Consider the following 12,238-nt stretch of genomic DNA (forward strand, 5'->3'; position numbering starts at 1 on the left):
GCGGATAACCCCGTGGCTTGGCTGATCAAGGTGAACGGTTTTATCGTAGACGCCCGGCACGCTCCCCGCGAGGTGCAAGAGCGGGGAGCCGGGGGTCACGGGAGCCGGGGGTCAGGGAGCCGGGGGTCAGGTCTTTCCTTTTGCCTCGTGTTAGGCAAGAGGAAAGACCTGACCCCTTGTCCCTTGTGACCCCTTGTCCCTTGACCCCTTGTCCTCTTAGGCAAGAGGAAAGACCTGACCCCTTGTCCTACTTGTCCCTTTCAAGAGGAAAGACCTGACCCCTTGTCCCTTTTGACCCCTTGTCCCTTTGACCCCTTGTCCCTTTGACCCCTTGTCCCTTTGACCCCTTGTCCCTTTGACCCCTTGTCCCTTTGACCCCTTGTCCCTTCGGCTGGAACGGAGTCCGACACTTCCCAAGTGGGACATCCTGATCACGCCGGCCTGCTTGGTATAAAAATTCTCGGAAATCGCCTTAGGGGGCTTTAGGGGCGACTAAAGTCGCCCCTACACGTTGGTACATCTTCAGGCATCCCCGTTCCGTAGGCTCGGCCCGCCTCCGCCGTTTTGCGCGAACCTCACCGTCCGCTGAAGCTCAGGACTGAGGTCCGACACCTCCTCTTCGGTCAACAGCCCGCGGCTGCCCATCGCCATAAGGCAAAGCACGGCGGTCGAGCGGCGCAGAGAATCGAAGATCATCGGCATCTCCCGATCCCGTTCGCGCAGGAACCGGGACAGTTCGAGGTGCCGTTCCTGGACGGACAAGGATTCATCGCCGCAGATTCGCCGACACGCGTCCAGCACGCGTTGCGAGAAGCGCTCCTGGGCCAAATCCCGCAGGCGCTTGTAGGTCTTCCAGTCGGATTCGTCGATCGTCATGATTCACAAGCCACCAGGCCATTGCGCTCTAGTACCGCGTAAACCTTGCGACTGGTCCGGGCCAGGCGGGACAGATCGCCAAGGGTCGGCTTTTCGCCGGCATCCAGGTGATACTCCCAGGCTTGCAGCTCGGTTCCCAGAAACTCCAGGAGTTTCATGGAACACCTGGCGCAGGTCCCGGTGCACACCTGGGCCGCGGGCGCGTCGAACGGGATGGCCGCCCGCACCTGGGCCATCAGTTGACGCATGGCGGTGCGGGTGTCGGGCTTCATCTCAGGCGCGTGACATGAAGTCCCCGCTGATGGTGTTCACCTTGATCATCTCACCGGTGACGATGTACTCGGGCACCTGGACGACCAGGCCCGTGCTCAGGGTGGCGGGTTTGTTGCGGGCAGAGGCGGACGCGCCCTTCATGGCCGGGGCGCAGTCCATCACTTCCAGGACGACGGTGGCCGGCAGCTCGATCCCCACGGCGACGCCGTCGACCAGCAGACCAAAGATCCCCTCCAGGCCCTCGGTGAGATAGGGCCGTTCCTGCTCCAGGGCTTCCAGATCGAAGCTGTGCTGTTCGTAGGTATCGCGATCCATGAAGGTGCAGCCGTCGCTGTCCTCGAACAGGTACTGCATCGGCCGCCGCTCGAAATCGACCGTCTGGACGACCTCGTCGCCCTTGAAGCTCCCCTGGAATTTCTGGCGGGTCACGACGTTGCGGCCGCGCAGCTTGTAGAGCGTGTTGCCGCTGCGCGAGGAGGCGGTTTGCACCTGAACCTCGTTCACGTAGACGTTGGCGCCGTCCACGTCGATAACGATTCCTTTCTTGATTTCACTGACTTTCATGGGCACTGAGGAGCCTTGATTGGAGAATGGATCGCACATCATACCGCGTGGCGATGGGTGAGCAGGCGGTGCAGCAATTCCAAGTTTGAGGGGTCTCGTGCGACCTCTGGTGGATGCGGCGCCCACGGCCGACGTGCCGCGTCCCGAACATTGTGCGGCGCGCCTTATCCACCCTACAGCAGCGCCGGTTTTTGTAGGGTGGATAAGCGTAGCGCATCCACCATTATTCCTGGCAGGCAGTGTGATCAGCTTGGCGGTACATGGGGTGACCGGCCGAACAGCCCGCTCAGATCCCGCAGCCGCGCGGCGCTGTCCGGGTGCAGGTCTTCGTCGCGCATCCGCCAGGTCCAGTTGCCGTCCGCTGTTCCGGGGCGGTTCATGGTCGCCTCGGCACCGAAACCGAGGACATCCTGCATGGGGAAGAGGGCGAGCGCGGCGACCGAGGACAGTGCCGCGCGGATGAAGGCCCAGTGGATGTGCTCACCGTGGGTGTTCAGGTAGCGGCACACCAGCGCGCGGGTATCGTCATCCTGCTCCGCCCACCAGCCAACAATGGTGTTGTTGTCATGACTGCCGGTGTAGACCACCAGGCGCCGCTGATGGTTGTGAGGCAGGAAGGCGCAGTGTCCGAAATGCTCACAGGGATCATCGAAGGCGAACTGGAGAATGGCCATCCCCGGCAGTTCGAGCCCGTCGCGCAGCGCCTCCACGTCCGGGGTGATGACCCCCAGATCCTCGGCGATCAACGGCAGACTCGACCCGAGCGCCTTGCGCAAGGCGTCGAACAAATCCTGTCCCGGACCCGTCACCCAATGTCCGTTGACCGCCGTCTCCTCGTGCGCGGGAATCTCCCAAAATCCGGCAAAGCCGCGGAAGTGGTCCACGCGCACCAGATCGGTGACCTGCAACAGACGACGCAGACGCTGCACCCAGAAGCCGTAACCGTCCGCGGCCAGGGCGTCCCAGTCATACAGCGGATTGCCCCACCGCTGGCCGGTCTCGCTGAAGTAGTCCGGCGGGACCCCGGCGATCACCGTGGGTTGGCCGTTGGGCTCCAGCCGGAACCAGTCGCGATGCGCCCAGACCTCGGCCGAATCGTGCGCGACAAAGATCGGCATGTCGCCGACCAGACGGATGCCGCGGGCCCGGGCAGCGTCGTGCAAGGCGGTCCACTGGCCGAAAAAGAAGAACTGGATCAAACGTTGACGCTCGACCTGGATCGCGTACTCCGCGGCCCAGGCGTGCAGCGCCGCCGGATCGCGCCGCGCGAGCGGCTCGGGCCAGTCGGTCCAGGGCCGGGTCCGATGCGCGGTCTTGAGAGCGGCGTAGAGCGCATAGTCCGGCAACCAGTCCTGATGCTCGGCCTGGAAGCGGTCGAAAGCGTCCCGTTGGCCTTGATCGGCGCGGGCCAGGAAACCTTGGCACGCCCGCTCCAGCAAATCGCACTTCCAGGCGTTGACCAGACCGAAGTCGACCGGCCCGGCCGCGAAGGGCGGATGTTCGAGGTCGGCGGGATCGAGCCAACCCGCGGCGAGCAGCAGGTCCGGGCTGATCAGCAGGGGGTTGCCGGCGAAGGCCGAGGTGCATTGGTAGGGCGAGTCCCGGTACCCGGTCGGGCCCAGAGGCAAGACCTGCCACAGACCTTGTCCGGCATCGGCGAGGTAATCGACGAAACGATGGGCCGCCGGGCCCAGGTCGCCGATACCGAAGGGTCCGGGGAGCGAGGTGGGGTGCAGCAGGATGCCGCTGGTGCGGTGCATGGGTGACTCCGGGGTTGGTGAACCGAATCCCGGAAGTCTACCGAAGACCAGCGCAAAAGCCGACGACCTCGTTCGGAAAAACGCGGCGCCGACACCTCCCGGGCGTCGACCCGGCGCGCGCGCCGGCCGTCGAAGCGGCTTCCAGCCGCTTCGAAGCGCCGGGATGGCGCTGCTGCGAGCGGCCGGAGATGGTCAAGGCGCGCGTGCCGGCCCGCTATTTGTTCTTGACCGCGGTCACGAAGGTGGTCCGGGCACTGGTGGAGCCGGCGCGCTCCGCCTCCTGCACCAGCCGCCAGGCGCGATCCATGTCACCGACCGACACCGATTCCTCGATCATCCCGTCATACATCCGCTGCGTCTCCGGCAGCATCGGCTGGGGACCCTTGGTCGGCGCGGTTGGCTTGGCGGTCGCCTTCCGCGTTGCCGCAGGCGAGGGCGGCGCAACGGGCGCGGGCGCCTTGGGTGTCGCGGTGGTCACCGCCGGTGCCGGTGTCACGTAGCGCGTCGCCCCGCGTTGTTGTTGGACATACGCGCGGCTGACCGCGGGGGCCGCGGTTTCCAGTTCACCGACATCCATGCGGAAGACACCGGTCGCCGCATGGCGGGCCACGGGATCCGGAAGCCCTGGGTCGGCCAAGCCGCGCGCCCGGGCGTACAGCCGCGCCTCGCTGATCATCCGGGTCGAGCCGCGCATGTCCTTGTCCGTGGTGAAGATCACCAGATACTTCTCGCCCGCCAGCTCACTGCCCTGGCGGCGGTCCAGAAACACCCGACCGCGCAACCGCTGCGGCTCCATGAACCCGGCGGGGGTGTACTTGAAACTCCTCGACTCGATGGCCCGCGTCACGTTGAAGTCGCGGTCCAGGATGAGCACGGTCGGCACGAAGACCGTGGCCCCGGCGACGGCGTCGATGGTGAGGGTGGCGCGCTCCAGATCGTCCGGAATGCTGAAGGCCTGGAGCAGGCTCTTGCCGGTCGAGAACGCAAAGGCCTGAGAGGCGGCATTGATCTCATAGAACCGGGTGGTCGTGGTGTCCAGCGGCGCGAACCGCAGTTCCGAAAGCGCGTCGCAGCAGACCGCGGCGGCATTCAGGATTTCCTGGCTGGCCGCGGCGCTCGGGCTGACCGCGGTGTACATGGGTGAGCGGGACTCCATGGGTGCGAACCAGGAGTTCTTGCCCGTGCCGGCGCAGCCGGCGAGTGTCGCCAGGCTGAAAACGAGTGCAACGGTGAGTGATCTGGGCATACGGGGTTCCTGGGCTTGCATGACACGATGACCAGCGGCAGCCCCTGACCGGCACTGCCGCCTCAACACGGATTGCTCGCCGTCCCACCGGCCGGGACGGTCGACACCTTACCACCAAGCCTCCACTTGAGCACCGAAGGTCACGCCGCTGGTGTCCTGGGCCGAGATAATACCGGGGGTCTGGGGAAAGTTACCCTGGTTCCAGTCCGCATACGTGACGAACAGACGGATCACCGGACGCGCCCAGATACTCGGACCCGCCTGCCATTGCTGGGCCAGGGTGACCTTGGTCAGAACACAGTGGTCGTCGCGCGTGGCGCACGAGCGCAGCACGTTGGGATCGAGTCCCACCGGCAGTTCGGCCAGATCCGCGGCAGACAATCCATAACCGGCATAATTATTGGAGAAGGAAACGTCGTCATACCCGACCTCCAGCGCGGTATTCATGGTGTCGGTCCAGTTGTACTGCGGCCGGATGCCGATCGAGAACCAGTTCTTCTCTCCGCCGCTGCCGGTCGCCGCCAAACCGCTGTTCAGCGTTGCCGAGTTGCGCTTCTTGGACTCGTACCAGACCGCATACATCATCTCGACCCGGCTACCGATGGCGATGGTGCCGTGATCGATGACCCGCCACATGTAATCGAGCGCCGGGAGGATGGTCGGATCACCCTCGCTGTCGAGGCCGTAAAAATCCGCCCCGGCATTACTGCTCGAGTGCGTGTTGTTGTTGCCGGTCGCCGCCATGCTGCCGGTGGCGTACTGCGCGATGAATTTGTTGAAGCCGCCGAACCAGTTTCCCTGGGTATGTTCAGCAGTGAACAGCCAGCCGTTATTGTATTCGAACGGCTCCATCCGTTCGATCTCGCCGGAGGCAAGTACCCGCGCCTTGACGCTGTCCTGGTCGTTGGTCAGATCCGCGGTGCCGTACTCGATGCCGAGCTCCAGAGAGCCGTCCTTGTTCGTCGTCAGGTTCGCGTAGCGGGTACTGAGTACGTTGTTGATGACATTGGGGCGGACGATCTCGTCGTTGTAGAACTCAGTACCATATCCGTTGACCCAGGGACCGTCGGTGTTGCGCACCCAGGCCAGCGAGAGGTCGCCGGGGCCCAGGGTCCAGTATTCCAGTCCGACCCCTGGTCCCGAGAGGTCCCAGTAGTAGAAGTCGGCCATGTGGATGTCATGGCGCTGATAGAAACGCTTGCCGGCCCAGAGATTCGACTTCTCCTGACCGGAGATCACGCCCCGGAACTGCGCATTGGCCTCGCGCACCGACACCACAGAGTCCCGGTACGGATGAGCCGTCATCGCCCGATCACCGGAGATGGCGTCGCTGTTGGAGCCGGACCCGTCGCCCGGGTCTTCCGACCAGTCGTTCTGCGCGGCCGACTTGTAGGCGATTCGGGTGTCGACATAGAAGCTCTGGGCGTTCTGCTCCCACAAGGACTTACCGAGCACGATTTCCATGTAGGTCTCGCACTCGTTGCCCAGACGGTACTTGGTATCCGCCCCGTTCGACTGGAAGCAGGATTGATCGCCGCCGCCCCCGGTCGCACCGATGCCGGAGCGCAGGTAGCCGTGGAAATCAGGGATGTAGTTCTTGGCGGCGTCTGCGGCCAGGACGGCGCCTGATGCCAGAGACGCGGCAAGTGCCGTCGTCAACACGCGAAGTTTCATTGATCGAGTCCTCCAGGGTCTTGGGGGCGACACACTGCTACCACGTCGCATTTTGAGCACAGACGCCTCATGGCTTAATGTAGACCCTACGAAACAGCTTGTCGAGCCATGTTTTAAAAGTATTTTTTATTGATAGAAAATTCCGTGTTTTAGAGCGACCAGAAACTGAAAAGCAAGTCTGTCGTGATCACGCAACATCCGGGAAGGGTGTGACGCGCCACACGCCGAGCGCGGCCGACGCCGCTGTTCCCCAACGAAAGACCCTGGTCTATACTCGGGTGACGGCTTGGGATCGCCTGAACAGGAGCCCCCCAGTCGGGGCGGGGTGAACCGAGTCCTGATTCCGGAGTCGTTGCGGCCGGAATTGCGCAGGTGAGGACTTGGAACGTCGGCCTAGGTCGTAACCCCGGCCAGCGGCGTGCGTAGTCAGGGCTTCCAGCCCTGACGGTGCCAGGCCAGGATGGCCTGACTACGCACCCGGCGAGCCCACGTGGCCGGAATCTTGATCGAGGCCGGAACGTCGACTTGGGTGCTCTCCCGCGACGCCCTCGGGACAACGCAAAAACAACTACGCCATAGGCAGGACATTGATCGTGAAGAAACTCATCGCGCTGGTCGTCGCCACCGCAACGCTTTCCCTGGCCGGTACCGCACTCGGCTTCGAAGAGGGCAAACTCGTTCTCTGGATCAACGGCGACAAGGGCTACAACGGCCTGGACGAGGTCGCCAAGCGCTTCACGGCGGACACCGGTGTGCCGGTCGAGGTCTCCCATCCGGACAAGGTCGAACAGCGCTTCCAGCAGGTGGCATCCAATGCCCAAGGACCCGACATCATGTTTTGGGCGCATGATCGTTACGGCGAGTGGGCCAAGGGCGGCCTGATCGCGCCGCTGACCCCCAGCGCGGAGATGAAGGCCAAGATCGATGACTTTGCCTGGGATGCCGTCACCATCGACGGGAAGATCTACGGCTATCCCATCGCCGTCGAGGCACTCTCGCTGATCTATAACAAGGATCTGATGCCGGACGGCCCGGCCAAAACCTTCGAAGAAATGGCCGCGCTGGACGCCAAACTCCAGAAGGACAAAAAGCACGCTATCCTCTGGGCCTTCGAAACCCCCTACTTCACCTACCCGCTGATGTCCGCCGGCGGCGGCTACGCCTTCAAGAAGCGCGCTGACGGGAGCTATGATGTCAAGGACACCGGCCTCAACAACGCGGGCTCCAAGCAGGGCGTGGGCTTCCTGGCCGGGATGATCGAGAAGGGACAGATGCCGCGCGGCGTGGACTATGGAGTGGCCGAGGCCAAGTTCAACAAAGGCGAGGCGGCCATGACGATCAACGGCCCCTGGTCTTGGGACAACCTGAACAAGAGCGGCGTCAACTACGGCGTTGCCCCGCTGCCCACCCTCGGCGGCAAGCCGGCCCGCGCCTTTGTTGGTGTGCTCGGCGGCGCGATCAACAACGCCAGCCCCAACAAAGACCTGGCGACGCTCTTCCTGGAGGAATACCTGCTGACGCCCGCGGGTCTCAAGTCGGTCAATGACGACAAGCCGTTGGGAGCCGTCGCACTCAAGGAATTCCAGCAGCAACTCGCGGCGGACGAACGCATCAAAGTCACCTTCGACAATGCCGCCGCCGGCGAGCCGATGCCCAGCGTCCCGGAAATGATCAACTACTGGACCAACCTGGAAAGCGCCCTGAAGAACGTCGCGGCCGGCCGCCAATCAGTCGACGCCGCACTGGACGACGCGGCCAAGCGGACCGTTACCGCCAAGTAGCAGGCCGCGTCCGGCCAATGCCCGGACGTCGCGCAGCGACCCTGTGGGAGCGGCCTCCGGCCGCGACGGGACCTCGCGATGTGCCGCAGGGCCGCAGGTTAACGCGGCCTCGCATCGCGGCCGGAGGCCGCTCCCACGAGGGACGCCAGGCATACAAGGCCGGCGGGCCACTGCACCACAGACCAAGGGGGGGATCATCATGGCGGTCACAACTGTCTCGATCGAGGGTGCGGGTACGTCCGCGACGCATTGGCTCAAATGGGCCGTTCTCGGTTTGATCGCCCTGATCAACCTGTACGCCGTGACCCTGATGTACATCCAGGGCGAGACCGTTTTCGCCCTGGTGTTCCTGATCCTGGTCGCCACCGGTCTCTATGTATTCGCGGCCGAGCGCGCCTATGTCCATCGCTACATCTTCCCTGGTGTGGCGACCATGTTCATTTTCATCGTTTTTCCACTCGCCTATACGATCTGGATCGCCTTCACCAATTTCAGTGCAAGCAACATCCTGACCTTCGAGCGGGCGCGCCACTACCATCTGTCGCAAACCTACCGGATCGAAGGTCAGAATTACGACTTCAGTCTCTACGCCGCCGGCCCCGAGACCTATCGTCTGGCCCTGACGGCCAAGACCGGCGAACGCTTTATCAGCGAACCAGTGGAGTTGCGTATTCCCGACGCCAAGGCCCAGCCGCCGGCGGCCACCGCGCCGATCGAGATCGACCTGACCGCCATCGACACTCCGCCGGACCAGCCGCCGCTGGCGGTCAAGGAACTGGTGCGGCTGCGCGGCGTGATGCAGAACGTGGTGGCACACTTGCCCGACCATAGCGATCTGCGCATGAGCGGGATGCGCCAGTTCTCGGCGACGCGCCCATTGTTTCAAGTCTTGCCGAGCGCCCAGGGCGGGGACGGATCGATCCTGGTGAACCAGCAGACCAAGGAGCGCATCGCACCGGATATGCGGCTCGGTTTCTATCGGCAGATCAACGCCGAAGGTGAATTCACCGGGCCGGGAATCGCCCCCGGATTCAGCGTTTTCGTCGGCTGGAAGAATTTCCTGCGGGTCTTGACCGACCCTGGGGTGCAGGGGCCCTTCCTGCAGATCTTCGGGTGGACCCTGACTTTCTCTTTCCTGTCCGTGGTGTTCACGCTCGCCATCGGCACCGTGCTGGCGAGTCTGGTGCAATGGGAGGGACTCGCGGGCCGCGGCCTCTATCGGCTGCTGCTGATCCTGCCCTATGCGGTGCCCGCATTCATCTCGATCCTGGTCTTCCGTGGACTCTTCAACCAGAACTTCGGCGAGATCAACCTGCTGTTGAGTCAGGTTTTCGGTATCAGACCCGGCTGGTTCAATGATCCCACGCTCGCCCGCACCATGCTGCTGATCGTGAACACCTGGCTCGGCTACCCCTATATGATGATCCTGTGCATGGGACTGCTGAAAGCGATCCCGGCGGACCTCTACGAGGCGTCGGCAATGGACGGCTCCAATTTCATCCGGGACTTCTTCAGCATCACGCTGCCCATTCTGATGAAGCCGCTGACGCCGCTGTTGATCGCGTCATTCGCGTTCAATTTCAATAACTTCGTGCTGGTTCAATTGCTGACCCAGGGGCGTCCCGACATCATCGGCGCCCAAACGCCGGCCGGCACGACCGATTTGCTGGTGACCTACACTTACCGCATCGCTTTCGAGGGTTCGGGACAGGATTACGGACTGGCCTCGGCCATCGCGACTCTGATTTTCATCATGGTCGGCATTCTGGCGCTGATCAACATCAAGCTGATGCGCGTGGATCGTTGAGAGCGAACAGCACCTTTTGCCGAACCGATAAGGGGATACCGCAATGGCCATGGTTGAATCGCAATCCGTCATCTACCGCAAGCTGGCGGCGCATGTTTTTCTGTGGTTCTTTCTTGCCCTGATCATCTTCCCGCTGTTGATGGTCATTGCCATCTCATTCCGCACCGGGAATTTCGCGGTCGGCGACATCATCCCCAGCAATCCCACCCTGGATCACTGGCGGCTCGCGCTGGGCATGTCCATCATTGATGAGTCCGGGCGGACCATCCCACCGCCTTTTCCGGTGCTGCTGTGGCTGTGGAATTCGGTCAAGGTGGCCGTCATCTCGGCGATCCTGATCGTTGCACTCTCCACCACCTGTGCTTACGCGTTCGCCCGGCTGCGCTTTTCGGGGCGCAGCCTGTTACTCAAGGCAATGCTGATCTTCCAGATGTTCCCGGCGGTCCTGGCGCTGGTGGCCTATTACGCCTTGTTCAGCCGGATCACCGAGTATTTTCCGCCGCTGGGGCTCAATACCCACCCCGGGCTGATCTTTGCATATCTCGGCGGTATTGCCCTGCACGTCTGGACCATCAAGGGCTATTTCGAGACCATCGACAAGTCATTGGAGGAATCCGCCATGCTCGACGGCGCCTCACCCTGGCAGGCCTTCCGGCTGATCCTGCTGCCGCTTTCGGTGCCGATCCTGGCGGTGGTCTTCATCCTGGCTTTCATTACCGCCATTACCGAATACCCGGTGGCCTCCATTCTACTCCAGGACGAGGCCAAGCTGACGCTGGCGGTGGGTTCACAATACTATCTGAATCCACAGGAATACAAATGGGGCGACTTCGCCGCCGCCGCCGTCATGTCGGGTCTGCCGATCACCCTGGTGTTCTTGCTCGCTCAGCGCTGGCTGGTGGGCGGCCTGACCGCCGGTGGGGTCAAGGGCTAATACGAGGCGTTGGCCGGGTGGACTGCGCTGCGCTTGTCCACCCTACGATCTCGCGTGGTTGGAACCATGACCAAGGCCACTGTGACAGAAATCACTTTTATAATCCGTTGCCAAAACGCCCCCCAGGAGCTTGGAAGAGATGGCTGACGTCAAGATCGATCACCTGGTCAAGAACTACAACCCCGGTGTCGCGCGCGATGTGCTGCGCGATATCAACCTGGACATCAAAGAGGGTGAGTTCGTGGTCTTCGTCGGCCCTTCGGGCTGCGGTAAGTCCACCTTGCTGCGGGCCATCGCCGGGCTCGACGACATCACCTCCGGCGACCTCTACATCGGCGGCAAACGGATGAATGACGTGCCGCCGGTCAATCGCGGCGTCGGCATGGTGTTCCAATCCTATGCGCTCTACCCGCACATGACGGTGCGTGAGAATCTCGCCTTCGGACTCAAGATCAAGAAAATCGACAAGGCCATCGCGAAGGAGCGGGTGGCTCAGGCCTCGGCGATGCTGGGTCTGGACAGCTTCCTGGAGCGTAAGCCCAAGGCGCTCTCCGGTGGTCAACGCCAGCGGGTCGCGATCGGCCGCGCCCTGGTCCAGCACCCCGACGTCTTCCTACTCGACGAACCGCTGTCCAATCTCGACGCCGCCCTGCGGGTGAAGACCCGGATCGAATTGGCTCGGATGCACCAGGAGCGCGGATCCACCACCATCTATGTAACCCACGATCAGGTCGAGGCCATGACGCTGGCCAACAAGATCGTCGTCCTGAGTCCGCTCACCGACGATGGCGCGGCCAGCAACCTGGAGCAGTTCGGCCCGCCGCTGGACCTCTATCATGCGCCGGCCAATCGCTTTGTCGCCGGCTTCATCGGTTCGCCCAAAATGAACTTCCTGGACGGCATGATCGAGGAAGCCGGCGAACAGCGGACCCGCATCAAGCTCGACACCGGAATCAGCCTGACCGCATCGGTCGACAGCAGCCGGGGCCGGGCGGGAGACAAAGTCGAGGTCGGCATCCGGCCCGAGCACACGGTCATGCTCGACGACCCGCGTGCCGACAATCGGGTCACCGGTACCGTTCAGGTGGCCGAACATCTGGGCGCCGAGACCTTCGTCTACCTGGAAGTGGGCGGCAAGGACTTCACGGTCAAGGTGCGCCCGGAAACCCCCGCCGCGCCGCAGAGCCAGTTCGACATCGGTGTGCCGGCCGACGCCTGCTACCTTTTCGATGCCAAGGGGCAGGCATTTCCGCGCACGGCGCGGTTCAGCCGAACCTGAAGAGAAGTATGAAGTATGAAGTATGAAGTATGAAGCGTCTGCTT

At 63.0% G+C, this 12,238-nt stretch carries 10 protein-coding genes; 4 read left to right on the forward strand and 6 right to left on the reverse strand.

What is annotated here, in order from left to right; genetic code table 11:
* Positions 1-522: 522 nt before the first annotated feature.
* The 6 genes from A39O_RS32910 to lamB all read right to left on the reverse strand — a co-directional run bounded on the left by A39O_RS32910 (position 523) and on the right by lamB (position 6,393).
* Entirely contained in the window at positions 523-876 is a 354-nt protein-coding gene (locus tag A39O_RS32910) for a hypothetical protein (protein WP_020504414.1), read from the reverse strand.
* Positions 873-1,148, reverse strand: coding sequence for a hypothetical protein (locus A39O_RS0109500; protein ID WP_020504415.1), 276 nt, complete (start codon positions 1,146-1,148; stop codon positions 873-875). The genes A39O_RS32910 and A39O_RS0109500 overlap by 4 nt, the downstream gene beginning before the upstream one ends.
* A 1-nt stretch (position 1,149) precedes the next feature.
* Positions 1,150-1,713: an elongation factor P-like protein EfpL gene (gene efpL / locus A39O_RS0109505; RefSeq protein ID WP_020504416.1), complete on the reverse strand. Its 564-nt coding sequence runs from the start codon at positions 1,711-1,713 to the stop codon at positions 1,150-1,152.
* A gap of 245 nt (positions 1,714-1,958) precedes the next feature.
* Positions 1,959-3,473 (reverse strand): 4-alpha-glucanotransferase, encoded by a 1,515-nt coding sequence (gene malQ, locus A39O_RS0109510; protein WP_020504417.1) that lies wholly within the window; start codon positions 3,471-3,473, stop codon positions 1,959-1,961.
* A gap of 214 nt (positions 3,474-3,687) precedes the next feature.
* On the reverse strand, positions 3,688-4,719 hold the full coding sequence (locus tag A39O_RS0109515) for a MalM family protein (protein ID WP_157639917.1): 1,032 nt from the start codon (positions 4,717-4,719) through the stop codon (positions 3,688-3,690).
* Between the two features lie 108 nt (positions 4,720-4,827).
* Positions 4,828-6,393, reverse strand: coding sequence for a maltoporin (gene lamB / locus A39O_RS32915; protein ID WP_020504419.1), 1,566 nt, complete (start codon positions 6,391-6,393; stop codon positions 4,828-4,830).
* 593 nt (positions 6,394-6,986) lie between these two features.
* On the opposite strand from lamB, the gene malE reads away from it, so the two are divergent.
* From malE to A39O_RS0109540, 4 genes are all read left to right on the forward strand, one after another.
* A complete protein-coding gene (malE, locus tag A39O_RS0109525) occupies positions 6,987-8,174 on the forward strand; it encodes a maltose/maltodextrin ABC transporter substrate-binding protein MalE (RefSeq protein WP_020504420.1) in 1,188 nt (395 codons plus the stop codon).
* A 199-nt stretch (positions 8,175-8,373) separates the two neighbouring features.
* Positions 8,374-9,981, forward strand: coding sequence for a maltose ABC transporter permease MalF (gene malF, locus A39O_RS0109530; protein WP_020504421.1), 1,608 nt, complete (start codon positions 8,374-8,376; stop codon positions 9,979-9,981).
* Between the two features lie 43 nt (positions 9,982-10,024).
* Positions 10,025-10,915 (forward strand): maltose ABC transporter permease MalG, encoded by an 891-nt coding sequence (gene malG / locus A39O_RS0109535; protein WP_020504422.1) that lies wholly within the window; start codon positions 10,025-10,027, stop codon positions 10,913-10,915.
* A gap of 139 nt (positions 10,916-11,054) precedes the next feature.
* The gene (locus tag A39O_RS0109540; RefSeq protein WP_020504423.1) at positions 11,055-12,194 is read left to right on the forward strand and encodes an ABC transporter ATP-binding protein; all 1,140 of its coding nucleotides are present in this window, start codon (positions 11,055-11,057) and stop codon (positions 12,192-12,194) included.
* The last annotated feature ends 44 nt before the right edge of the window (positions 12,195-12,238 follow it).

The sequence above is a fragment of the Lamprocystis purpurea DSM 4197 genome, from assembly GCF_000379525.1.
Classification (GTDB): domain Bacteria; phylum Pseudomonadota; class Gammaproteobacteria; order Chromatiales; family Chromatiaceae; genus Thiodictyon; species Thiodictyon purpureum.

Coding starts and splice junctions, on each gene's coding strand:
- A39O_RS32910 (WP_020504414.1), bottom strand. CDS start 876: ATGACGATCGACGAATCCGACTGGAAGACCTACAAGCGCCTGCGGGAT.
- A39O_RS0109500 (WP_020504415.1), bottom strand. CDS start 1,148: ATGAAGCCCGACACCCGCACCGCCATGCGTCAACTGATGGCCCAGGTG.
- efpL (WP_020504416.1), bottom strand. CDS start 1,713: ATGAAAGTCAGTGAAATCAAGAAAGGAATCGTTATCGACGTGGACGGC.
- malQ (WP_020504417.1), bottom strand. CDS start 3,473: ATGCACCGCACCAGCGGCATCCTGCTGCACCCCACCTCGCTCCCCGGA.
- A39O_RS0109515 (WP_157639917.1), bottom strand. CDS start 4,719: ATGCCCAGATCACTCACCGTTGCACTCGTTTTCAGCCTGGCGACACTC.
- lamB (WP_020504419.1), bottom strand. CDS start 6,393: ATGAAACTTCGCGTGTTGACGACGGCACTTGCCGCGTCTCTGGCATCA.
- malF (WP_020504421.1), top strand. CDS start 8,374: ATGGCGGTCACAACTGTCTCGATCGAGGGTGCGGGTACGTCCGCGACG.
- malG (WP_020504422.1), top strand. CDS start 10,025: ATGGCCATGGTTGAATCGCAATCCGTCATCTACCGCAAGCTGGCGGCG.
- A39O_RS0109540 (WP_020504423.1), top strand. CDS start 11,055: ATGGCTGACGTCAAGATCGATCACCTGGTCAAGAACTACAACCCCGGT.